Origin of the sequence: Nocardia sp. NPDC060220, from assembly GCF_042727815.1 — a bacterium.
GTDB lineage: Bacteria > Actinomycetota > Actinomycetes > Mycobacteriales > Mycobacteriaceae > Nocardia.
The window spans coordinates 1-23,169 of the sequence record NZ_JBHWZY010000007.1; the positions used below are offsets into that span (position 1 = coordinate 1).

The following is a 23,169-nucleotide window of genomic DNA, read 5'->3' on the forward strand; positions in this document are numbered from 1 at the left end:
GCGCGCGGCGGTGGCCTCGAAACCTCCCTGCCCGATTTATGATTCATCAGTTGATCGAGTGGTTTCCGCTAGTTGTGTGAACACAGCAGGAGGCAGCGCTGATGACGGGCACTTCGACGAAAGTCGCGACGACGACGAAATATATGTCCTGGGTGACCTTGGCGCTGATGACCACGAGTTCGGTGGCGAGTCTGCGATCAGCGCCCACCATGGCCGTATACGGATTGGCCTGCGTATTCCTCTATGTCATTCCCGCGATTCTGTTTCTGATGCCGACCTCGCTGGTCGCCGCGGAACTCGCGTCGGGATGGCAGGGCGGCGTATATCAATGGGTCAGTCAGGGGTTGAGTAAGCCGCTCGGATTTCTTGCCGTCTGGTGCCAGTTCGCCATGACGATCTTTTACTATCCGAGCCTGCTCGCTTATGTGGCAAGCACTTTCGCGTACATCATTCATCCGTCGCTGGCCTCCAACGGCCTGTATGTGGCGATCGTGATCATCACCGTCTACTGGGCGGGTGTGTACGTGTCCTCGCAGGGCACCAAGACCGTGGCCGGGCTGTCGAGTATGGGCCTGATCATCGGCACGCTGATCCCGGGCACCTTGCTGGTCGTGCTCGGCCTGGTCTTCCTGGCGCAGGGCAATCCGTCCGCGGCGCCGATGGATTCGTCGCACCTGCTGCCGGCCTGGGCGGGGTTGGCGAGCCTGGTGCTGATCGTGAACAACTTCCTGTCCTACGCGGGCATGGAGATGAACGCGGTGCACGTGTCGTCGCTGAAGAACCCGGCCAAGGAATTCCCGAAGGCGATGTTCCTGGCCATGGCCCTGGTGCTGGTGATCTTCATCCTGCCCGCGCTGGCGATCAGCTGGGTCGTCCCCGCGGCGAGCCTCAGCCTCACCGCGGGTGTGATGCAGGCCTTCGACGCCTTCTTCGCGCACTTCGGAATCGGCTTCCTCACCCCGATCGTCGGCATCGCGTTGGTGGCCGCGGCCGTCGGCGGCATGCTGACCTGGCTGGCCGGACCGTCGAAGGGGCTGTTGCTGATCGGGCGCAGCGAGGGGTATCTGCCGCCGTTCCTGACCCGGCTCAACAAACACGGCGTGCAACAGAACATGCTGGTGGCGCAGGGCGTGTTCACCACGTTCATCGCGTTGCTCTACGCCTTCATCCCCGATGTCTCGAGCGCGTACTGGATTCTGTCGGTGATCACCACGCAGGTGTATCTGATCATGTACGTGCTGATGTTCGCCGCGGCCGCCAAGCTGCGTCGCGACGATCCGGACCACCCGCGCGGCTACCGGGCGCCCGCGCTCATGGCGCTGTGCGCGCTCGGCGCGGCCTCCTCGATCGCCGCGTTCACGATCGGCTTCGTGCCGCCGTCACAGTTCGGCTCGGGCAGTCCGTGGGTGTACGTGCTCATCGTGGGTGGCGGCCTCGGCATCGTCGGGCTGCTCATTCCGTATCTGTTCTACCGAAATCGCAGGGACAGCTGGAAATTCGCCGTACCGGAAGGGCAGCAGGCATGACGACCGGAGACGCCCCCGACCACAAGCGACGCTGGATCTACATCACGTCAGGTGTGCTGCTCGTGGTGTTCGCCCTGATCGGGCTGTTCACCTTCACCGCGATCCGCGAGAACACCCAGGCGAGCGCGAAAGCCGAACAGCTGCACAACAGTCTGGTCGCGGCCGGTCTGCCCGCACCGGAGGCGAACGTGATCGCCGACGCGCTCGGCGACGACGGCGGGTCGGTCTGCCAGGACCCGAGTTCGCCGATGATCAAGGCGAAATACCAGGCCTCGATCACCAACGGTGCGGCCGGACCCGGACAGCGTCCGGTGATCGGCCCGCGCGCCACCACCGAGGCGGTGGCGCTCACGATCGCCACCTATTGCCCGGATCGCTTGCAGGACTATCTTTCTCATCTCGAGACCCTGAAGCTCGACGACACGACGAAGTGAGGCGCGAAGAGATGACCGACGATGTGACGGCGCTGCGCGGCAAGGTTTCCGGGCTGATGGGCCAGGCGAAAAAGGATCTGGCCCAGCTTGTTTCGTTCAAATCCGTCGCCGATCCGCGTCAGTTCCCGCCGGAAGGGTGTGCACAGACCGCGCAGTGGGTGGCCGACGCGTTCGCCGCGGCGGGGTTGACCGAGGTGGGCCTGCACGAGACGCCCGACGGCAGCAAAGCCGTCATCGCGTCGAAGCCGGGGCCGCCCGGCACGCCGACGGTGCTGCTGTACTGCCACTACGACGTGCAGCCCCCGCTCGACGACGCCGCGTGGAAGACACCGGTCTGGACGCTGACCGACAAGGACGGGCGCTGGTACGGGCGTGGTGCGGCCGACTGCAAGGGCAATATCGTCACGCATCTGACCGCCCTGCGCGCGATCGGACCCGACTTCCCGATCGGGATCACGGTGGTGGCGGAGGGATCGGAGGAGCAGGGCACCGGCGGCCTGGAGAAGTTCGTCGTCGCCAATCCCGCTCTGCTGCAATCGGATGCGATCCTGGTCGCCGACTGCGGCAATTTCGCGGTCGGGGTGCCGACGTTCACCCAGACCCTGCGCGGGATGGTGAATGTGGTGCTGACGGTGACAACGCTGGAAGGGCCGATGCATTCGGGAATGTTCGGTGGACCGGCGCCCGATGCGCTCGCCGCGATGATCCAGCTGCTGTCGTCGTTGCGCGATGCCGAGGGCAACACCACGATCGACGGACTCACCGGCGATCAGAAGTGGACCGGCGCGCAGTATCCGCCGGCGGACTTCCGGTCGGACGCGGGTGTGCTCGACGGTGTCGGCCTGCTCGGCAACGGAACCGTGTCCGACATGCTGTGGGCGCGGCCCGCGCTGACCGTGCTGGGGATGGACGTGCCCGCGGTGGTCGGGTCGTCGGCGGCGATCCAGCCGAGCACCAGGGCCAGGCTCAATCTGCGCATCCCACCGGGGACCGACCCCAAGCAGGCCTACGACCTGCTGGAGAAGCACCTGCGCGCGCACGTGCCGTGGAACGCCGAACTCGACATCGAGGTCGAGGCGCTCGGCGAACCGTTCGTCGCGTCCACGCAGGGCCCCGCCCGCTCGGCCATGGAAAAGGCGATGGCGACCTCCTACGGCCGCGACGTGACCACCGAGGGGCAGGGCGGGTCGATCCCGCTGTGCAATGTCTTCGCCGATACCTACCCGAAGGCCGAGATCATGCTGATCGGCGTCGAAGAGCCGAAGTGCTTGATCCACGCGCCCAACGAGAGCGTCGACCCCAGCGAGATCGAGCACATGGCACTGGCCGAGGCGCTGTTCCTGACCAGCTACCGCTGATCAGAACTGGCCCTGGTCCTCGGGTTCGAGTACGCGGAACTCGGTGCCTGCCGGGGCCATCTCGGTCAGCCTGCCGAAGTAGATGCCCTGGGCCGAGGGGGTGATGATGCCGTGGTGGATGGGCACCGCGGTGCGGGGGTTGACGGCGCGTAGATAGTCGACGGCCTCGGCGATGCGCATCCACGGGGCGACGGCCGGGATGGCGAGCACGCCGACCGGGACCGGCGGCACCCACAGCGAGTCGCCGGGGTGGACCAGCTGGGCGGGGTCGGCCTCGGTGCCGAGCTGGAAGACGGTGTTGTCGATCACCGGGATCTCCGGGTGGATCACCGCGTGCCTGCCGCCGCCGCCGGTGATCTGTAAGTCACCGATATCGAGCACCTGACCGGCCGACACCGGCTCCCAGCCCTCGCTGCGCTGCTGTGCGGTCTGCGGATCCGACAGCAGCCGGGCGGTGGGGTTGTTCTCGATGAGATCGCCGATCCGATTCGGATCGATGTGGTCGGGGTGCTGGTGGGTCACCGCGATCGCGTCCAAGCCGGTGATGCCCTCGAACCCGTGCGCGAAGGTTCCGGGGTCGAACAGCACTTTCACGCCGTGCAGTTCCACGAGGATGCAGGAATGACCGAAGTGGGCGATGCGCATACCCGATGCTAAGCCGCCGTGACCCCGGAACGCGGGCACGACGGCCCGGTCAACTAAGATTTCCGAGGTAACCCCCACATCACTTGAGGAGCAACGCGTGGCACGAGTCGTGGTCGAGGTCATGCCGAAGGCCGAGATTCTGGACCCCCAGGGACAGGCCGTGGTCGGCGCGCTCCCGCGTCTGGGATTCGCTGGAATCTCGGATGTGCGGCAGGGCAAGCGATTCGAGCTCGAGGTGGACGACAGTGTGTCGGACGCCCAGCTCGAGCAGATCGCCGAGGCGCTGCTGGCGAACACGGTGATCGAGGACTGGAAGGTCGTTCGGGTCTCGTGAGCGCACGCATTGGCGTTATTACTTTCCCGGGCACGCTCGACGATGTCGACGCCGCTCGCGCGGTGCGATTGGCCGGCGCCGAGGCTGTGAGCCTGTGGCATGCCGATGCCGATATCAAGGGTGTCGACGCGGTGATCGTGCCCGGTGGGTTCTCCTACGGGGACTACTTGCGGTGTGGCGCGATCGCACGGTTCGCGCCGGTGATGGGCGAGGTCGTTCGCGCCGCCGGGCAGGGTCTGCCGGTGCTCGGTATCTGCAACGGATTCCAGGTGCTGTGTGAGGCCGGGCTGCTGCCGGGTGCGCTGACCCGCAACGAGGGACTGCACTTCATCTGCCGCGACGAGTGGTTGAAGGTCGAGGCGACCGATACCGCGTGGAGTTCGCGGTACGAGCCGGGCGCCCAGATTCTTGTCCCGCTGAAGTCGGGCGAGGGGCGTTTCCAGGCTTCGGAGAAGGTGCTCGACGAGCTCGAAGGCGAAGGTCGCGTGGTGTTCCGGTACGCCGGTGACAACCCGAACGGTTCGCAGCGCGGGATCGCCGGGATTTCCTCGGCCAACGGGCGGGTTGTCGGTTTGATGCCGCACCCCGAGCACGCGACCGAGGCATTGACCGGCCCCAGCGACGACGGTCTCGGCATGTTCTTCTCGGTGATCGATAGTTTCGTCAAGGCCTGACAGCCCCGCATCGGCACTAGAGCGTGTCGATGATGTCGAAGTCGACCCCGTTCGCCGTTGCCAGGTGGGCGGGGCCTACTGCTTGATTGCCCAGGAAACCCCGGCGGGTGGCCGGGCCGTCCAGCACCAGGCCCGTTTCCGCCGCGGCGATGATCGTTTTCACGTCGAGGGTGCCGGTGGTCTCGGCCAGGGTGTTCAGCAGGTGGATCGCCTCGTAGGTGGAGTTGCTGAAAGTGGTCAGCGCGGGGGCGAATCGACCCTGATGCCGGTGATAGCGGGCGCGGCGAGCACGTCCTTCGGCGCTGTGGTTGTCGATGAAGAAACTCGACGCCACATAGAGGTTGGCGTTCGCTGATGGCCCCGCGCTGAGCAGGACGTTCTCGTCGACCGCCGGGCTGAGCCGGGGCATCAGGGCGGGCAGGCCGGTGGCGGCGAACTGGCGATTGAAGCGGGCGGTGTCGGCGCCGACCATGAGGATCAGGACCGCGTCGGCCAGCAGCAGCGTCGGGTTGCCGAGGAAGTCGCCGAAATCGGCGGTGCCGAGCGGCACGTAGTGCTCGACGATGATGTCGTACGGATTCGGCAGGGATCGGCGCAGGGCTCGGGCGGTTCGGCGGGGCCAGATGTAGTCGTTGCCGATAACGGCCCAGCGGCGCACTCCCAGTTCGCGGGCCATCCACGCGGCCGCGGGAACTGTCTGGTGGTCGGGATGTTCGCCCACCAGCAGGACGCCGGGGCGTTCGTCGGGCAGGCCCTCGTGGTCGGTGGCGTAGAGATAGGGAACGCGGGCGTCCACGGCCTCGGCGACTGCTCGACGTACCGCGGAGGTGTGCCAACCGGTGATCGCGCCGACCATTCCGGTGGCCAGGAAGGCCGCTACTTCGGCGGCGACTTCGTGTGGTTCGCGGCCGCCGTCGAGGGTGGTGAGACGAATTTCACGGCCCAGAATTCCTGTGCCGCTATTGATTTCGTCTACTGCCAGGGAAATGGCCGCGGTACACGATGGCGCGATGATGCCGCCAGGGCCTTGTGTGGGCACGATCGAGAGAATCTCGATCGTTTCATCCCGGCTCTGGTCCAACGAGGGCATTCTGTACTCTATCGCCTAGCGCGAACAGGATTGTTCGAATGAATTTCTCGGCAGGTGGGAATGCAATCGGTGTCCATCATAAGTGGGTATTCCACGCTGCACGGCGCCCTGCGCTCCGCGGAGCGCAACTGGGTAGGCCGGCTCGAATCGGCGCTGTCGGCTGACAATCTCACGGCCGACCACTGGGCGATCCTGTCGCAGCTGTCCACCGACGACGGGATGACGATGTCGGAACTGGCCGCCCAGGCGCGGCTGGCCCCGTCGTCGGCCACCCGGCACGCGGACAATCTCGCCGAACGCGGATTGATCTTCCGGGTCGCCGCCACCGACGATCGTCGCCGGATCCTGATCGGCTTGAGCAGTCTCGGGGCCAAACTGGCCGCCAGGATCCGCGCGCAGGAAAAGCTCGCGGAGGAAGAATTACGCTGCCGCCTGGGGAATCGCCGCTACGGCGAATTACTGGCCGCGCTCGCGGTGATCGCCGAACGCGACGACTGATCCGAGCGCGGTATTCCGGGGCGGGGTGCCGGGGCACGGCATCGTGCCTAGGATCGCAGGATGCCGGTTTCCTTGACAGCGGCCACGGCCAGCGGATTGTGTGCCTTCATCGATGCGTCACCCTCGCCCTTCCATGTGTGCGCGACGGTGGCGGCCGAGCTGGACGGCAACGGGTTCACACCGTTGACGGAGGCGTCGGCGTGGGACGACGCGGGCGGCAAACACTATGTGGTGCGCGGTGGTTCGCTGATCGCGTGGGCTGACTACGACGCCGTCCCCGCTGCTCCGTTCCGGGTGGTCGGCGCGCACACCGACAGCCCCAACCTGCGCGTGAAGCAGCATCCCGATCTGGCAGGGGCGGGGTGGCAGCTCGTCGGGCTCGAGCCGTACGGCGGGGCTTGGCTGAACTCCTGGCTGGACCGCGAGCTCGGTCTCTCGGGGCGGCTCAGTGTGCGCGAGGGCGCGCGGATGCGCGATGTGCTGGTGCGGATCGACGAGCCGATCCTGCGGGTGCCGCAGTTGGCCATCCACCTGTCCGAGGACCGGCGCGGGGTCACCCTCGACCCGCAGCGGCACGTGAATGCGATCTGGGGGATCGGCGACGCGCCCGCCTCGTTCCTCGACTTCGTCGCCGAGCGGGCCGAGGTCGACGGTGCCGATGTGCTCGGCTGGGAACTGATGACCCATGACCTCGCGTCGAGCACGATCGTCGGTCGCGACCTCGACCTGGTGAGCGCGCCGCGGCTCGACAACCAGGGCACCTGCTACGCCGGACTGCAGGCCTTCCTCGCGTCCGCCGACGAGCCGGGTGCGGCGACGGCGGTGCTGGTGATGTTCGACCACGAGGAGGTCGGGAGCCAGTCCGATCGTGGGGCGCAATCGGATCTGCTGCCCGCCGTGCTGGAGCGGATCGTGCTGGCCCGTGGCGGTGGGCGCGCGGATTACCTTGCCGCGCTTGCCGGTTCGGTGGTCGCCTCCGGTGATATGGCGCACGCGACGCACCCGAACTACCCGGACCGGCACGAGCCCGCGCATCGCATCGAGGTCGGCGGTGGACCGGTGCTCAAGGTGAATCAGAACCTGCGCTACGCCACCGACGCGGCGGGCGCGGGCGCGTTCGCCCTGGCGTGTGCGCAGGCCGGCGTGCCGCTGCAACGGTATGTCCACCGGGCCGACCTGCCCTGTGGCTCGACCATCGGCCCGATGACGGCGGCTCGCACCGGCATGTCGACCGTCGACGTGGGCGCACCCCAGCTCGCCATGCACTCGTGCCGCGAACTGATGGGTGCCGCCGACGTGCCCGCCTATGCCTCGGCGCTCGCGGCCTTCCTCACCCCCGACGCGACGGACTGACGGCGGCAGGGGATCGGCTCGGCCTCGATGGCCGCCGAGGTCAGGCCGACGCGAGTTCCGGTGCGGTCGAGGACTTTCGGCTGGGATGATAGGTGAGCACCGCGTAGACGATCACGGCGAACGTGGTCCACACATAGCTGCTGCCGATGATCTGCTGCCACCAGGCCCAGGCCAGTTCCTTGTCGCCCGAATGTGGCAACACCCACTGCGGGCCCACGATGAACATCACCGTGAACAGGGCGACGAGGGTGGTGAAGCCGCGAGAGCGGCGAGACACGGCCAGGCTGACCGCGACGACCAGCGCGGGCGCGACCCAGACCCAGTGATGCGACCACGACACCGGTGAGACCAACAGCACTGCCGCCGCGTTCACCAGCAGCGCGCCGACCTCGTTGCCCACGCCGATCAGGCGGTACATCCACACCGCGGCCAGCGCGATGGTGACCGCCGACAGACCGAGCCACAGGCCCGTCGCCAGCGATTCGTTCAGGCCGAGGCGGAACAGCGTGCCCTTGATCGACTGGTTGCCCGCGAAGTAGGGCGTGCCGATGCGGCCGGTGTCGGAGACGGTGTGGAACCAGTATTCGACCGAGTCCTTGGGGAACAGCAGGAAACCGACGCCCACCGCGCCCGCGGCCGAGACGACCATGGTGGCAGCGGCCTTCCAATCCCGGCGCAGCAGGAAGTACAGCAGATAGCCTGCCGGAATCAGCTTGATCGACACCGCGATGCCGATCAGCATCCCGCGCGGCCAGAACGGCTTGCGCACGAGAATGTCGAGGGCGACCGCGGCCATCAGGATCAGGTTGATCTGGCCGAAGTTGAACGTCTGGCGGACCGGTTCGAGGTACTGGGCGAGGCCGAGCCCGGCGATCAGCACGGTGAGCACCGAGATCCGGTCGAGTTCGGGGCGCACGCGAACCAGCACCAGCCACAACACGATTCCCAGGCTCGCCAGCGAGGTCAGCAGCACGACGACCTCGGCGACCACCAGCGGCATCAGCGCCAGCGGCACGAAGAACATCGCGGCCAGCGGGGGGTAGGTGAACGGCAGGCCCAGCCCGTACACCGGCGGCATCGGGCCGTAGAGGTCGCCGCCGTCGAGCCACACCCGCGCGCCGTTGCGGTAGACCTGCAGGTCGATGAACCCGTGCCACCAGTGCGCCAGCAGTGCGACGGCGGCGGAGACCACGAACAAACCGATGGCGGCGGTCAGCCAGCGTCGTTGGCGGTCCGGGTTGTCGGAATCGGGAATACGCGGCTCGACCTGCTCGGCAACCCCCGGACTTTCGTTCACAGCGCCAGAGTAATGGGTACCCCAATGGCCCAACCGCAAGTGTGACCAGACCGAATCCGGCCGCCTCCCCAGCGTGAGGGCAGGACGGGCGGCAGGCGGTTACCCCGCAACCATTAGACTCTGCAGATCAAGTTCCCCCCGGCCGAAAGGACCCTGGTCTCCCGTGACACTGCAGGTCGACACCGTCGCTACCGCCGCAGCCACCCCGGATGCTCCGCAGCCGTACAAGGAACTCGGTCTCAAAGACGACGAGTACGCCCGCATCAAGGAGATTCTGGGCCGTCGGCCCACCGATGCCGAGCTGGCGATGTACTCGGTGATGTGGAGCGAGCACTGCTCCTACAAGTCCTCCAAGGTGCATCTTCGCTACTTCGGTGAAACCACCACCGACGAGATGAAGGCCTCGATGCTGGCCGGGATCGGCGAGAACGCCGGCGTGGTCGACATCGGTGACGGCTGGGCCGTCACCTTCAAGGTGGAAAGCCACAACCACCCCTCCTACGTGGAGCCCTACCAGGGCGCGGCCACCGGCGTCGGCGGCATCGTGCGCGACATCATGGCCATGGGCGCGCGCCCGATCGCGGTGATGGACCAGCTGCGCTTCGGTGCGGCGGACGCCCCCGACACCCGTCGCGTGGTCGACGGCGTGGTGCGCGGCGTCGGCGGTTACGGCAACTCGCTCGGCCTGCCCAATGTCGGCGGCGAGACCGTGTTCGACGCCTCCTACCAGGGCAACCCCCTCGTGAACGCGCTGTGCGCGGGCGCGATGCGCGTGGAAGACCTGCACCTGGCCTTCGCCTCGGGCAACGGCAACCGGATCATCCTGTTCGGCGCGCGCACCGGCCTCGACGGCATCGGCGGCGTGTCCGTGCTCGCCTCGGACTCCTTCTCCGGTGACGAGTCCGGCACCGGCCGCAAGAAGCTGCCCGCCGTGCAGGTGGGCGACCCGTTCACCGAGAAGGTACTCATCGAGTGCTGTCTCGACCTGTACGCGGCCGGGCTGGTCGTCGGTATCCAGGACCTCGGCGGCGCCGGTCTGTCCTGCGCCACGTCCGAACTCGCCGCGGCGGGGGACGGCGGCATGCACATCGACCTGACCAAGGTCCCGCTGCGCGCCGCGCACATGACCCCCGCCGAGATCCTGTCGAGCGAATCGCAGGAGCGCATGTGCGCGGTCGTCACGCCGGAGAACGTGGACGCGTTCATGGCCGTCTGTAAGAAGTGGGACGTGCTGGCCACCGACATCGGTGAGGTCACCGACGGCGACCACCTCGTCATCACCTGGCACGGCGAGACCGTGGTGGACGTGCCGCCGCGCACCGTCGCCCACGAGGGCCCGGTGTACGAGCGCCCCGTGCAGCGCCCCGACACCCAGGACGCGCTGATCGCCGACACCACCGCCACCCTGACCCGGCCCAAGACCGGCGACGAGCTGCGCGAGACCTTGCTCACGATGATCGCCAGCCCGCAGCTGTGCAGCCGCAAGTGGATCACCGAGCAGTACGACCGTTACGTGCGCGGCAACACCGTGCTGGCCGAGCACGCCGACGCGGGCGTCGTCCGCATCGACGAGTCCTCGGGCCGCGGCATCGCCCTGGCCACCGACGCGTCGGGCCGCTACACCAAGCTCGACCCGTACACCGGCGCGCAGCTGGCGCTGGCCGAGGCGTTCCGCAACGTCGCCACCACCGGCGCCACCCCCAAGGCCGTCACCAACTGCCTGAACTTCGGTTCGCCGGAGGATCCGGGCGTGATGTGGCAGTTCCAGCAGGCCGTGCGCGGCCTCGCGGATGGTTGTGCGGCACTGGGCATTCCGGTGACCGGCGGCAACGTGAGCTTCTACAACCAGACCGGTAAGGACGCCATCCTGCCCACCCCGGTGGTCGGCGTGCTCGGCGTGATCGACGATGTGCACCGCCGCATCCCGACCGGCCTCGGCCTCGAGCCGGGCGAGTCGCTGATCCTGCTCGGCGAGACCCACGACGAGCTGGACGGCTCGATCTGGTCGCAGGTCACCCACGACCACCTCGGTGGCGTGCCGCCGCGCGTCGACTTCGCCCGCGAGCAGCTGCTCTCGGAGGTGCTCACCTCGGGTTCGCGCGACGGCATGATCTCCGCCGCGCACGACCTGTCCGAGGGTGGCCTGGCACAGACCGTCATCGAGGCGGCGCTGGCAGGCGAAACCGGTTGCCGCATCGTGCTCCCCGAGGGTTCTGACCCGTTCGTGCAGCTGTTCTCCGAGTCGGCCGGCCGGGTGCTCGTCGCCGTGCCGCGTTCGGAGGAGACCCGGTTCACCAAGATGTGTGACGCGCGGCAGCTGCCGTGGGTGCGCATCGGCGTGGTCGACCAGGGCTCGGATTCGGTCGAGGTCCAGGGGCAGTTCTCCGTGACACTCGCCGAATTGCGCGAGGCATTCGAAGGCACGCTGCCTAAGCTGTTCGGAGCGCACACCGCCTGATCGGACAGAGGAGTCGAGCTTGTGACCACTGAGGATACGAGCTCGGCTTCTCCACCGGCAGTTCGCGAGAACCTCTTCATCAGGGGAATTCACCTGGTGGAGAGGTTTTTTCATCCCAACTACGCCGGCCTGATCGTGGCGACGTTGTTCTTCGGGTTGTCGCTGACACCCTCGCTGCTGCCGCGTGACTGGTTCTTCCAGGGGCTGGTCAGCGGCATCAACGCGACGATCGGCTATGGGCTCGGTTGCTTGCTGGCGTGGGCCTGGCGCAAATGGGTCGCGCCGCGGATCACCTGGCCCGAGCAGGTGCGCACGGCATGGGCTCGGCGGCCGAGCTGGCTGGTGGTGGCGCTGCAGAGCGCGATCGTGATGGCGTGCCTGATCTTCGCGGTGCTGATGAGCATCCAGTCCTCGAAGTGGCAGCGGCAGATCACCGATCTGATGGGGATGGAGCCGGTGTCCGACGCGGGGTATCCGCGGACGGTGCTGGTCGGCGCGGTGGTGGTCGGACTGCTGATCTGGATCTCGCGCCTGGTGATGCGATTGGTGCGCGCGGTGACGCGGGCGCTGAACCAGTGGGTGCGGATTCCGGCGGCGTTCGCCCGGCCGCTCGGGGTGATCGTCGTGCTGGTGGCCGCGGTGCTGCTGTTCAACGGTGTGCTGGCGAAAGGCTTTTTCGCCGTCGCCAATTCGGCGTTCAGCGCGCGCAACAGTCACACCTCACCGAACGCGGTCCAGCCGACGCTGCCCGAACGCTCCGGCAGCCCTGAGTCGCTGGCCAAGTGGGACACCCTGGGTTCGGAGGGCCGATGGTTCGTGGCGAACGCGCCGACCGCTCTCGCGATCGGGCAGGTCACCGGAAAGCCCGCGCGCGAACCGATTCGGGTCTACGCGGGACTGGAATCCGCGGACGGGGTCGAGGCGCAGACCGATGTGGCCATCGCCGAACTCGACCGCACCAAGGCCTTCGAACGCGAAGTGCTGGTGGTGATCAGCACCACCGGCACCGGCTGGGTCGATACCGTCAGCGCCGAGGCGATCGAGTTGATGTTCGGCGGCGACACCGCGCTGGTGGCGACGCAGTACTCGTATCTGCCCAGCGCGCTGTCGTTCCTGTCCGACCGGGACAAGTCGATGACCATGGGGCGCACGCTGTTCGACAAGGTGTACGAACGCTGGTCGGCGCTGCCCGAAGACGCCAGACCCAAGCTGCTGGTCTACGGCGAGAGCCTCGGTTCGCAGGGGTCGGAGGGTGCGTTCTCCGGTCTGGCCGACATTCGCAATCGCACCGACGGCGTGCTGTGGGTGGGACCGCCCAACTCCAACCGGTTGTGGTCGGAATTCGTGACCCGACGTGACCCCGGCACCGACGAGATCACCCCGATCTACGCCGACGGGATGTCGGTGCGGTTCGCCGCCGACGACGATCAGCTGGCCCGGCCGACGCCGGCCTGGAACGACCCGCGCATCACCTACCTGCAACACGCCTCCGATCCGGTGGTGTGGTGGTCGCCGGATCTGCTGTTCAGTCAGCCGGATTGGTTGCGGGAGAAGCGCGGACCCGATGTTTCACCGGCCATGTCGTGGTATCCCATCGTCACGTTCTGGCAGGTCGCCGCGGATCTGCCGCGCGCGCAGACGGTGTCGGACGGGCACGGCCACAACTACGGCAACCTGGTGCCCGACGCGTGGGCCGCGGTGGCCCAGCCACCGGACTACACACCGGAATTGGCTGCCAGGATTCGGGTGTTCCTCGAAGAATCCATGGCTACCGAACGTCAGCTGAAGTGACGAACCGGGGGCGCCGAACCCCTCGATCGGCGCCGCCCGGCTCGGCTCACGACACCGATTTGAACGGATTGTGTTCGGCGATCAGCTGTTCCAGCCGCGCCTCGTCGATCCGCCCGATCAGTGACTGAGTCTCCTGCTGGTCGCGCACGACCTTGGCGAGGGTGAAGCAGCTGGTCACCAGGAACAGGCCCGACATCGCCAGGAACGCGCGCTGCCAGCCGTCCAGCGGCAGGTACGCGATTCCGGCGCCGGTCCCGAACAGGCTGACAGCGAACGCGATCGCGGCCTGGGCCATGTAGGCCGAGGTGTTCTTCGGCTTGGTGTTTGTGCTCATGGCTCTCAGTGTGCTGATCTGCGGTGTCGTGATCGCGCGTACAACTACTCGAGTGCGGTACGTAGTTTGTGAGCGGCTCCGCAGTCACAAATCCGGTGATTGTCGGTACCGGCCGCCATACTGGGGCGGTGACCGAGCGCGCTTCGACTACCGCGATGCTGCGTGCGCGCGGCGCCGTGGTCTTGCGGCGCGTTGAGGTCGTCGTCGATCTGAATTACGTCGGATTGGTGCTGGCGACGCTGTTCTTCGGGCTGTCGGTGACCCCTTCACTGGTGCCGCGTGACTGGCTGTTCCAGGGGCTGATCAGCGGGATCAACGCCGCGATCGGTTACGGGCTCGGATGTGTGCTCGAGTGGTTGTTCCGGCGGTGGGTGCGGTCGCGGATTCCGATTCCGAGCCCGTCCGATCGGTTGCGATACGCGATCAAGGCGACCGTGCTGGTGGGGTGTGCGCTGGTGGCGGCGCTGATGCTGGTGCAGTCGGCGCGGTGGCAGCGCGAGATCACCTCGCTCATGGGGATGGCGGGCACCACCACGCCCGCCTATCTGCGGACCGGACTGCTCAGCATGGCCGTCGGGGTGGCGGTGGTGGCCGCGTATCGGACGGTGCGCGTCATGGTGCTCGGCCTGGCTCGCCAGCTCAATCGGTGGGTGCGGGTGCCGCGCGAAGTGGCGCCCGCCGCCGGGTTGCTGGTGCTGGTCGTGCTCGCGGTGACGATCTTCAACGGCGTCGCCTCGCGGGCGTTCTTCGCGGTGGCCAACTCGGCGTTCAGCGTGCGCAACGATCGGGCCACGCCGTACGCGGTGCAGCCGATCGCGCCGGAGCGTTCGGGGAGTCCGGGATCGCTGGCGCCGTGGCAGTCGCTGGGGTTCGAGGGGCGGTGGTTCGTGTCCAACGGGCCGAGTGCCGCCGCGATCACCGAGGTGACGGGAAAGACCGCGCGCGAGCCCATCCGGGCCTATGTGGGGTTGGAGTCGGTGACTCGGGACCAGACCGCCGCGCAGCTGGCCGTCGCCGAACTGGAGCGGACCGAAGCCTTCGAACGCGAGGCGATGGTGGTGGTCACGACGACCGGGACCGGGTGGGTCAACGGGATGGCCGCGGGCGCCGTGGAATACCTCTACGGCGGGGATACGGCGATCGTGGCGACCCAGTTCTCGTATCTGCCCAGCGTGCTCTCGTTCCTGTCGGACCGGGACAAGGCGGCCGCGGCCAGCCGGGAGCTGTTCGACGCGGTGTACGAGCGGTGGTCGGCCCAGCCGGAGGGGCATCGGCCCAAGCTGTTCGTCTACGGTGAGAGTCTGGGTTCGCAGGGGTCGGAGGAGGCGTTCGACGGGCTGGCCGATCTTCGCGAGGAGGTCGACGGCGCGTTGTGGGTGGGGCCGCCGAATTCGAATCGGTTGTGGCGGCAGTTCGTCGACCGCCGCGATCCGGGGACGCCCGCGGTGGCGCCGGTGTACGCGGACGGGCTCGTCGTCCGATTCGCCGATGACGCAACCGATCTCGATCGCGCCGAGCCGTGGCGCGAACCCCGCATCGCCTACCTGCAACATCCGTCCGACCCGATCGTGTGGTGGTCGGCCGATCTGATCTTCACCCGGCCGGATTGGTTGAGCGAACCGCGCGGTCCCGATGTGTCGACACAGATGCGGTGGGCGCCGTTCGTGACGTTCTGGCAGGTCACGGCCGATCTCACCAACGCGCAGGGGGTGGTCGACGGGCACGGGCACCGGTACGGGAGTTTGGTGCTGGACGGGTGGTTGGCCGTCGCGGCGCCGCCGGGGATGGACGGTGATGTCGTCGAAAGCATCCGTGCCGCACTGGAATCGGCGGAAACCTACGAGCGGGAGGTGAAGTGAGAAGGCTCGAAGCTGTTGCCGCGCTGGCTCTTCCGCTGCTGTGGAGCAACCGGGTTCTCCCCGCCCTCGATCTTGCGCTGCGGGGCCGCACCGCGGCGAACATCGCCTTCGCGACGGGCTACACGAAACTCTTTCGGGGTAACCCGAACTGGTTGTCGCCCAGTGGCTTCCGCTGGGGTTTCGGCAGCGCGGCCGTCGTCGTCGCCGGCTACGCCGTCGCCCTGTCGATCCCGTCCCTGCGACGCCTCCCGCTCGAGATCGCTGTCCGCGCACCGGAGACATCGACCCTCGAATGGATCGGCCTGCACATCCCCGTGGGTACTGTCCTGGCCGAGGAAGCCGTCTTCCGCGGAACCCTCGACCCGGTGCTCGCCGAGAGCGCCGGGTCGCTCGCACCCGTGATCAGCGCCCTCGATTTCGGCCTCTGGCACATCCGGCCGGCACGGGTCGCGGGCGATCCGGTTGTCCCCACGGTGCTGGCCACCACCCTCGCCGGTCTCGTTTTCACCGAACTCCGGCGCCGGTCGGGTAGTGCCACCGCGCCCGCGCTCCTGCATCTGGCGATCAATGCCGGCGGAGCGCTCGCGCCCGCCGCCGCTCGGTGGGTGGACGGGCTGCGGGGGTAACCCCGCTCAGGCAGTCGCGACGAAATCGGCGACGGCCTCGGTGAAGGCGTCGTTGTCGTCGCCCGCGGCGGTATGGGCCGCCGCGCTGATCTCGGCCAGGCGGGCGTGCGGTGTGAGCGCCAGGAATGCCGCGGCGCCCTCGTCGCTGACCACGTCGGACTTGCCGCCGCGGATCAGCAGGACCGGGATGGTGAGCGCCTCGGCGGCGGCTTCCATCTCGACGATGCGGGCTTCCGGGTCGTCGTTGACGTCGCTGATCAGGTCCGGGTCCCAGTGCCAGTACCAGCGGCCGTCCCGCTGACGCAGGTTGCGCAGGAGACCGTCGGCGTTGTCGGGACGCGGGCGGTGCGGCAGGTAGGCGGCGACCGCGTCGGCCACCTGGTCGAGGGTGTCGAAACCGTCGCGGTGCCTGCCGAGGAAGTCCATGACGCGCTCCACGCCCACGGACTCCGAACGGGGCACGATGTCGACCAGGACGAGCGCGCGGATCGCGCTGCCACCCGGCGTCGCGGTGGCGAGCAGTCCGGTGATCCCGCCCATGCTGGCCCCGACCACCACCGCGCCCGCGTCCCGCGTCGCACCGAGCTGTTCGAGCACGGTGTGCAGGTCGGCCACCATCACGGTCCTGGAGTAGTCCGCCTCCGGTGACCAATCGCTGTCCCCGTGTCCCCGCGCGTCGACGGCGACAACCCGCATCCCCGCCGCGGCCAGCGCCCGTCCCGTCCGCTTCCACGAATGCCGGTTCTGTCCGCCGCCGTGCAGCATCACGACCAACGGGCCGCCTTCCGCGCCGAAGCTGTCCGCGACCAGGGTGAGCCCGTCGGCAGCGCGCAATCGCAGCGTTGTCGGCTCGAGGGGATCGGTGACACTCATAGGACGAATGTACGACGAGCCCCGCCGATCGGCCCCGTCGGGCGTTCGATCGGCCGTCGCGGCGCTGCCGTGAGCCCCTGTTTCAGCTGTCGGACCGGGTCCAGGTCAGGTACTCGGCGTCGCGGGACGGTGTGCCGTTCCACGGGTGCTCGAGGAAGTCCTCGTCGCGCACTTCGGTCCGGCCAGGGAGGTGGGCGCACACGCAGGCGATGGTCAATGTGTCTGTGCGGGAGCCGAGTTCGTCGGCCTTGAGCTCGTGAGCCAGGTCGGTGGCGACCGGGAGGAGGTCGTTCATCGTCGCGGTGCCCGGCAGGCAGAGGTCGAGGTACAAATCGACCGAGCCCGGTCGCTCGGGCGACACGGCCGATCTTCCCGCGGCTATGCGGACATCCGGTGGCAGGCGGGTGCGCTGCATGAATTTCGAGAGGTCGAATCCGGCGATCGTTTGTGGGCCGGTCACATATTTGCCCTGGCACGCCAGCACGGTCTGCGGGGGCTCGGGCGGGGTGGTGTCGTCGGGTGTCTGGCAGGCGGCGATCAGCGCCGCCGCGGGGATCGAGATCAAGGCAGTCGCGCGTCTCATCGGGAGTCACGCTAGCGGGTGTTCGATGTTCGGGTCACGGAGTCGGCTCGGGTGACCGGAATGTCGGTGAACGTCGGTAGCGTCTCGCGGTATGGCTGGACGGAATGTGGTCGACCCCGCGCAGGTGCGGGCGGCTGTGCTGGGTGTGGGGGAGTGGTTGCGGGATCCGGCGTTGCCGGTGCCGGGGCGGGGGGAGTTGGGGGCCGCGGTGAAGGGGACGGCGCGCGCCCTGGCGGGGAGTGCGCCGGGGCATTCGGTGGAGGTGCGAGTGCCCCCGTTCGTGGCCGTGCAATGCATCGAGGGGCCTCGGCATACCCGGGGGAATCCGCCGAATGTGGTGGAGACGGATGCGCGGACCTGGTTGTTGCTGGCTACCGGGCTGCTCGGATTCGACGACGCGGTGCGGGCGGGGGTGGTGAGCGCCTCGGGGACAAGGGCGGGGGAGATCGCGGGGTGGCTGCCGATCGTGGCGCTGCCCGCGCGGGACGACCCGGCTGCCGAATAGCGGCAACCGGGTCGCCGGCTCACGCGGCCGCGGTGTGCTTGCGGTGCAGGCCCTTGTAGTCGTAGTAGCGGGTGATGATCGTGCCGAGGACGACGGCGATCGCGATGCCGAGCAGCGACATCCAGATGCCGCGGTCGAGACCCGCCGCATAGCTGGCGTCGAAGTACAGGATCGAGCGGACACCGAGGAACACCTGGTGCATCGGCTCGAATTCGGCGAGCCACGCGAGGTAGGTCGGCGTCGCCTCGATCGGGACGGTACCGCCGGAGGACGGCAGACCGAGGATGACGAACAGGGTCAGGTTCACCAGCAGACCCGCGGTGCCCAGGGCGGCCAGCGTCATCAGCGCGGTCCAGCCGACCGCGATCATGGCGAGCACCGAGAACAGGAACAGGGCCAGCGGATTGTCGACCGGCATGCCCACTACCTTCGCCACCAGCAGGAACACCAGCGAAACGATCACCGCGACCAGCGCCGAAACCCCCCACTTGATGAGCAGGGTGTGAAAGCGCGAGATCGGGGTCGGCGGATAGTGCACGGACCAGGGGCCGTATTCGGTGGGCATGAAGCCGAGCTGGGAATCGACCATCGTGTGGATCACCATCGCCCCGACCATCCCGGCCAGCAGCAGGAGCAGGGAGAAGAAGAATGCCGTCAGGCCGATCCCGGTGCCGCTCGGCAGCGGACGGAATTCCTGCGCGACCACATCGATCGGGCTCTCGAGGGTGATCATGGCCGCGCCGGACACCTGCGGCGGCGGTGCGCCCGCCGGTGTTTCGGCCAGGGTCGCCCGTACCTGCTCGGTCAGTTGGAGCCCGACCTGCTTGTCGACCTCCGACAGCGCCCGGTCGCCGATGCGCTGCACGATCCCGACGCCGTAGGCGCCCATGCGCGGGTTGGTCTGCAGGGTGATGATCGGCCGTTCCATCTCGCCGGGCACGATGCTGCCCGTGCCGAGAATGCCCAGGCGTTTGCTGAAATCGCCGGGGATGATGATCGCGCCGTACACCTGTCCGGTGCGCAGCAACTGCTCGGCCTCCGATTTTCCGACGACGCGCAAGTCGATCTGATCGGCGGGCACGCCCGCGACGAGCGCATCCGCGATCTGCTTGCCGAAATCGACCTGCTTGCGCTGATCGCCCGAACCCATGACATCGCCGACGTCGGAATCGACGAGCGCGATCGGGAAGTCGTGCAGATTCTTCTCCGGGTCGGCGATATAGCCGAGGTACATGAAGCCGAGCAGTGCGGTGAGCACGGTCAACACCGCGGTCGGCGCGAGCACGATGCGAGCCCAGTGGCGCCGATTCAAGTTCGGTGTGGCGAACGTCGCTTCGCCGAGAGGTTTCTGGTCGGAATCAATCGGCTCCGCACCGGTGTTGTCGCTATGCGACCCGGTTCCACCGGCTGCAACGTGTGCACTGTCGTCCGTCGTCACGATGCGCACCGTAACAGCTCTGTGTGGCCGATCGGCGGGTTCGTGACCAGTGGATTGCTGCCGGGATGCGAGCGCGCGTACTACCCGCTGCGGATGACCCGTAGACTGACTAGTGCCCCCAGCCCGCCCGAACAGGGAGCAAACGGTGACCGACGTCGATCCCACGATCGTCCCCACGCCCAATACCCCCGACGAGATCGAACACGACCCTCGCGAGGAGTGTGGCGTCTTCGGCGTCTGGGCTCCCGACGAAGACGTGGCGAAGCTCACCTACTACGGCCTGTACGCCCTGCAGCATCGCGGGCAGGAGGCGGCCGGAATCGCCGTTTCCGACGGCTCCCAGATCCTGGTCTTCAAGGATCTCGGCCTGGTCTCCCAGGTCTTCGACGAGCAGACGCTCGCGGCAATGCCGGGGCATATCGCCGTCGGGCACTGTCGCTACTCCACCACCGGTGGCGTCACCTGGGAGAACGCGCAGCCGATCTTCCGCACCACCTCCGTCGGCTCCGGCCTCGCTCTGGGCCACAACGGCAACCTGGTGAACACCGCCGAATTGGCCGGTCGCGCACGCGAACTCGGCCTGATCGGCGCCGGTGTGATCGATGGCCGCCCGCAGATGACCGGCGCCACCTCCGACTCCGACATCGTCACCGCGCTGCTGGCCCACGCCTCGGCGGACTCCAGCATCGAGGCCGCCGCGATGGAGCTGCTGCCGCAGCTGCGCGGCGCGTTCTGCCTCACCTTCATGGACGAGCACACCCTCTACGCCGCGCGTGACCCGCACGGCGTGCGCCCGCTGGTGCTGGGCAGGCTCGACCGTGGCTGGGTCGTCGCGTCCGAGACCGCCGCGCTCGACATCGTCGGCGCCGCGTTCGTCCGTGAGATCGAGCCGGGCGAGCTGCTGGCCATCGACTCCGAGGGCGTGCGCTCCATGCGCTTCGCCAATCCCGAGCCCAAGGGTTGCGTCTTCGAGTACGTGTACCTGGCGCGCCCCGACACCACGATCGCCGGGCGCTCGGTGCACTCCACCCGCGTGGAGATCGGCCGCAAGCTGGCCAAGGAGCATCCCGTCGAGGCCGACCTGGTGATCCCGGTGCCCGAGTCGGGCACGCCCGCCGCGGTGGGTTACGCCCAGGGCTCCGGCATTCCGTACGGCCAGGGCCTGATGAAGAACGCCTATGTGGGCCGTACCTTCATCCAGCCCAGCCAGACGATCCGTCAGCTCGGCATCCGCCTCAAGCTCAACCCGCTGCGCGAAGTGATCCGGGGCAAGCGACTGATCGTCGTCGACGACTCCATCGTGCGCGGCAACACCCAGCGTGCGCTGATCCGCATGCTGCGCGAGGCCGGTGCGCTCGAGATCCACGTGCGCATCGCGTCGCCGCCGGTGAAGTGGCCCTGCTTCTACGGCATCGACTTCGCCTCGCGCGCGGAGCTGATCGCCAACGGCACCGGCGCCGACGACAGCTACGCCGACATGGTCGAGAACGTGCGTCGCTCCATCGGCGCCGACACTCTCGGCTACGTCTCCACCGAGGGCATGATCGCCGCCACCGAGCAGCCGCGCTCGCGCCTGTGCACCGCCTGCTTCACCGGCGACTACCCGATCGAACTGCCGCCGGAGGCCGCCATCGGCAAGAACGTGCTCGAGGGGATGCTCTCGGGCAAGGCCGAGTCGAAGCTGCTCGGTGAGAACGCCAACGTGGACGCACTGAGCCGTCCATAACACGTGTCGGCGGTAAAGACACGTCGCACTACGCCGCACCAGAGGGGCCGGACAGGATAAACCTGATCGGCCCCTTTTGTGTTGTGTACGAGAGTAATTCCGGTAACCGGCAATTTCGTAAGATTAGTTCATAACATGGCGGCAATAATTCGGACCATTTGAAACTGGGCGGTAATGGTTCACCTGTACGGTCCCTCGATATATCGCTAGCTCACCATGTAGTCGTCGCCCCTGTGATCCGGGTGCGACGGCTGCGCGGCGTTCGAGAATGGGACCTGATGTTGAACAAGGCACGAAGTACGCGCGCGAAACAAATTGCCGCAGTGGGTATTACCGCCGCTGTCGCCGCCGCGCTGGCCGGTTGTGGCTCCGGCCGCACCGATGAGGCGGGCTCCGGTGCGGGCCTGGTCGTCGGTACCACCGACAAGATCTTCTCGCTCGACCCGGCCGCGGCGTACGACAACGGTTCGTTGCTGGTGGAGAACCAGATCTATTCGTATCTGCTGAACTTCGCACCGGGCGATACCACGCCCAAGCCCGACGCGGCGGAAAAGTGCGAATTCACCACTCCCACTGTGTACACCTGCAAGATCAAGTCCGGGCTGAAATTCGCCAGCGGTAACCCGCTGACCGCGAAGAGCGTGAAGTTCTCCTTCGACCGGATGGTGAAGATCAACGATCCGCACGGTCCCGCGTCGCTGCTCGGCAATCTCGAGAAGACCGATGTGGTCGACGATCTCACCGTCGCGTTCACGCTGAAGGTCGCCAACGATCAGACCTTCCCGACCATCCTGCCGACCCAGGCGGGCCCCATCGTCGACGAGGCGGTGTTCCCGGCCGACAAGGTGGCCACCGACGACGAGGTCGTCAAGGCCAAGGGCTACTCCGGCCCGTACACGATCTCGAGCTACGACAAGAACAAGCTCGTCGAGTACCAGGCCAACCCCGATTACCAGGGCATCCTCGGCACGCCGAAGACCAAGACGGTGTCGACCAAGTACTACGCCACCTCCGACAACCTGAAGCTGGACCTGCAGAACGGCGCCATCGACGTCGGCTACCGCTCGTTCACCCCCACCGACATCGACTCCCTGCGGGCCGATTCCAAGGTGAAGGTCACCGACGGCCCCGGCGGCGAGCTGCGCTACGTGGTGTTCAACATGAACACCATGCCGGGCAACACCCCGGAGCAGAAGCTGGCCGTACGCAAAGCCTTCGCGTCCTCCGTCGACCGCGAAGCACTGGCCAACGGCGTCTACAAGGGCACCTATCAGCCCGCCTTCGGCTACGTGCCCGCCGGCATGGCGGGTGCGGCCGAGCCGCTCAAGGACCTCTACGGCGCCAAGCCGGACAAGGCCGCGGCCGCGAAGTTCCTCGCCGACGCGGGCGTGACCACCCCGGTGACGCTGAACCTGCAGTACAACCCCGATCACTACGGCTCGAGCTCCTCGGAGGAGTACGCGGCGGTCAAGTCGCAGCTGGAGGCCTCGGGTCTGTTCAAGGTGAACCTGCAGTCCACCGAGTGGGTGACCTACCAGAAGGAGCGCGCCTCCGACGGTTACCCGATGTACCAGTTCGGCTGGTTCCCGGACTTCCCGGACGCCGACAACTACCTGACGCCGTTCTTCGGCCCGAACAACTTCCTGCAGTCGCACTTCGAGAACCCCGGCATCAATGCCCAGCTCACCGCCGAGACCACCGAGGGCGACCCCACCAAGCGGGCCGAGTTGCTGAAGAAGATCCAGACCGATCTGGCGCAGAACTTCC

Annotated in this window: 21 protein-coding genes; 14 read left to right on the top strand and 7 right to left on the bottom strand. The window is 67.5% G+C overall.

From position 1 onward, the window contains the following. The first annotated feature begins 101 nt into the window (after nucleotides 1-101). Genes ACFWF3_RS00845 through ACFWF3_RS00855 form a run of 3 tightly spaced genes read left to right on the top strand, consistent with a single transcriptional unit; the run spans nucleotide 102 to nucleotide 3,318 of the window. Complete coding sequence (locus tag ACFWF3_RS00845) at nucleotides 102-1,526, top strand: APC family permease (protein WP_378990601.1); 1,425 nt, start codon at nucleotides 102-104, stop codon at nucleotides 1,524-1,526. Beyond that, the gene (locus ACFWF3_RS00850; protein ID WP_379311928.1) at nucleotides 1,523-1,960 is read left to right on the top strand and encodes a hypothetical protein; all 438 of its coding nucleotides are present in this window, start codon (nucleotides 1,523-1,525) and stop codon (nucleotides 1,958-1,960) included. Before ACFWF3_RS00845 ends, ACFWF3_RS00850 begins: the two co-directional genes overlap by 4 nt. A gap of 11 nt (nucleotides 1,961-1,971) precedes the next feature. Further along, nucleotides 1,972-3,318, top strand: coding sequence for a dipeptidase (locus ACFWF3_RS00855; protein ID WP_378990598.1), 1,347 nt, complete (start codon nucleotides 1,972-1,974; stop codon nucleotides 3,316-3,318). On the opposite strand, the gene ACFWF3_RS00860 is transcribed toward ACFWF3_RS00855, so the two are convergent. Further along, entirely contained in the window at nucleotides 3,319-3,963 is a 645-nt protein-coding gene (locus ACFWF3_RS00860; protein ID WP_378990597.1) for an MBL fold metallo-hydrolase, read from the bottom strand. 97 nt (nucleotides 3,964-4,060) lie between these two features. Between ACFWF3_RS00860 and purS the strand changes: the two genes are divergently transcribed. Together purS and purQ are read left to right on the top strand one after the other, a co-directional pair. Beyond that, the gene (gene purS, locus ACFWF3_RS00865; RefSeq protein ID WP_056818769.1) at nucleotides 4,061-4,297 is read left to right on the top strand and encodes a phosphoribosylformylglycinamidine synthase subunit PurS; all 237 of its coding nucleotides are present in this window, start codon (nucleotides 4,061-4,063) and stop codon (nucleotides 4,295-4,297) included. Next, nucleotides 4,294-4,971 (top strand): phosphoribosylformylglycinamidine synthase subunit PurQ, encoded by a 678-nt coding sequence (purQ, locus tag ACFWF3_RS00870; protein WP_378631755.1) that lies wholly within the window; start codon nucleotides 4,294-4,296, stop codon nucleotides 4,969-4,971. The genes purS and purQ overlap by 4 nt, the downstream gene beginning before the upstream one ends. Before the next feature lie 16 nt (nucleotides 4,972-4,987). Here purQ and ACFWF3_RS00875 read toward each other — a convergent pair whose 3' ends face one another. Beyond that, nucleotides 4,988-6,061: a substrate-binding domain-containing protein gene (locus tag ACFWF3_RS00875; protein WP_379311929.1), complete on the bottom strand. Its 1,074-nt coding sequence runs from the start codon at nucleotides 6,059-6,061 to the stop codon at nucleotides 4,988-4,990. 60 nt (nucleotides 6,062-6,121) lie between these two features. Between ACFWF3_RS00875 and ACFWF3_RS00880 the strand changes: the two genes are divergently transcribed. Next, nucleotides 6,122-6,559, top strand: coding sequence for a MarR family winged helix-turn-helix transcriptional regulator (locus tag ACFWF3_RS00880; protein WP_378631758.1), 438 nt, complete (start codon nucleotides 6,122-6,124; stop codon nucleotides 6,557-6,559). Nucleotides 6,560-6,619: 60 nt separating this feature from the next. Continuing rightward, a complete protein-coding gene (locus ACFWF3_RS00885) occupies nucleotides 6,620-7,912 on the top strand; it encodes a M18 family aminopeptidase (RefSeq protein WP_379311930.1) in 1,293 nt (430 codons plus the stop codon). Between the two features lie 40 nt (nucleotides 7,913-7,952). Here ACFWF3_RS00885 and ACFWF3_RS00890 read toward each other — a convergent pair whose 3' ends face one another. Further along, complete coding sequence (locus ACFWF3_RS00890; protein WP_379311931.1) at nucleotides 7,953-9,209, bottom strand: glycosyltransferase 87 family protein; 1,257 nt, start codon at nucleotides 9,207-9,209, stop codon at nucleotides 7,953-7,955. Between the two features lie 163 nt (nucleotides 9,210-9,372). Between ACFWF3_RS00890 and purL the strand changes: the two genes are divergently transcribed. Then, nucleotides 9,373-11,667: a phosphoribosylformylglycinamidine synthase subunit PurL gene (gene purL / locus ACFWF3_RS00895; RefSeq protein ID WP_378990593.1), complete on the top strand. Its 2,295-nt coding sequence runs from the start codon at nucleotides 9,373-9,375 to the stop codon at nucleotides 11,665-11,667. Nucleotides 11,668-11,763: 96 nt separating this feature from the next. Then, entirely contained in the window at nucleotides 11,764-13,458 is a 1,695-nt protein-coding gene (locus tag ACFWF3_RS00900) for an alpha/beta hydrolase (protein ID WP_379311932.1), read from the top strand. A 46-nt stretch (nucleotides 13,459-13,504) separates the two neighbouring features. Here ACFWF3_RS00900 and ACFWF3_RS00905 read toward each other — a convergent pair whose 3' ends face one another. Beyond that, nucleotides 13,505-13,792, bottom strand: coding sequence for a YiaA/YiaB family inner membrane protein (locus tag ACFWF3_RS00905; RefSeq protein WP_056818759.1), 288 nt, complete (start codon nucleotides 13,790-13,792; stop codon nucleotides 13,505-13,507). 155 nt (nucleotides 13,793-13,947) lie between these two features. Here ACFWF3_RS00905 and ACFWF3_RS00910 point away from each other — a divergent pair, with 155 nt between their 5' ends. Together ACFWF3_RS00910 and ACFWF3_RS00915 are read left to right on the top strand one after the other, a co-directional pair. Beyond that, nucleotides 13,948-15,651, top strand: coding sequence for an alpha/beta hydrolase (locus ACFWF3_RS00910; protein WP_379311938.1), 1,704 nt, complete (start codon nucleotides 13,948-13,950; stop codon nucleotides 15,649-15,651). Continuing rightward, the gene (locus ACFWF3_RS00915) at nucleotides 15,648-16,277 is read left to right on the top strand and encodes a CPBP family intramembrane glutamic endopeptidase (protein WP_379311933.1); all 630 of its coding nucleotides are present in this window, start codon (nucleotides 15,648-15,650) and stop codon (nucleotides 16,275-16,277) included. Before ACFWF3_RS00910 ends, ACFWF3_RS00915 begins: the two co-directional genes overlap by 4 nt. A 6-nt stretch (nucleotides 16,278-16,283) precedes the next feature. Here ACFWF3_RS00915 and ACFWF3_RS00920 read toward each other — a convergent pair whose 3' ends face one another. Then, on the bottom strand, nucleotides 16,284-17,150 hold the full coding sequence (locus ACFWF3_RS00920; RefSeq protein WP_379311934.1) for an alpha/beta fold hydrolase: 867 nt from the start codon (nucleotides 17,148-17,150) through the stop codon (nucleotides 16,284-16,286). Between the two features lie 82 nt (nucleotides 17,151-17,232). Further along, nucleotides 17,233-17,733: a hypothetical protein gene (locus tag ACFWF3_RS00925; protein ID WP_379311935.1), complete on the bottom strand. Its 501-nt coding sequence runs from the start codon at nucleotides 17,731-17,733 to the stop codon at nucleotides 17,233-17,235. Nucleotides 17,734-17,824: 91 nt separating this feature from the next. Here ACFWF3_RS00925 and ACFWF3_RS00930 point away from each other — a divergent pair, with 91 nt between their 5' ends. Further along, the gene (locus tag ACFWF3_RS00930) at nucleotides 17,825-18,238 is read left to right on the top strand and encodes a sterol carrier family protein (RefSeq protein ID WP_378658043.1); all 414 of its coding nucleotides are present in this window, start codon (nucleotides 17,825-17,827) and stop codon (nucleotides 18,236-18,238) included. Between the two features lie 19 nt (nucleotides 18,239-18,257). Here the strand turns inward: ACFWF3_RS00930 and ACFWF3_RS00935 are convergent, their stop codons facing one another. After that, on the bottom strand, nucleotides 18,258-19,523 hold the full coding sequence (locus ACFWF3_RS00935; RefSeq protein WP_379311936.1) for a YhgE/Pip domain-containing protein: 1,266 nt from the start codon (nucleotides 19,521-19,523) through the stop codon (nucleotides 18,258-18,260). 298 nt (nucleotides 19,524-19,821) lie between these two features. Between ACFWF3_RS00935 and purF the strand changes: the two genes are divergently transcribed. Together purF and ACFWF3_RS00945 are read left to right on the top strand one after the other, a co-directional pair. After that, complete coding sequence (purF, locus tag ACFWF3_RS00940; protein ID WP_378631779.1) at nucleotides 19,822-21,402, top strand: amidophosphoribosyltransferase; 1,581 nt, start codon at nucleotides 19,822-19,824, stop codon at nucleotides 21,400-21,402. A 323-nt stretch (nucleotides 21,403-21,725) separates the two neighbouring features. Continuing rightward, on the top strand, nucleotides 21,726-23,169 hold a 1,444-nt coding region (locus ACFWF3_RS00945), incomplete at its 3' end, for an ABC transporter substrate-binding protein (protein WP_379311937.1).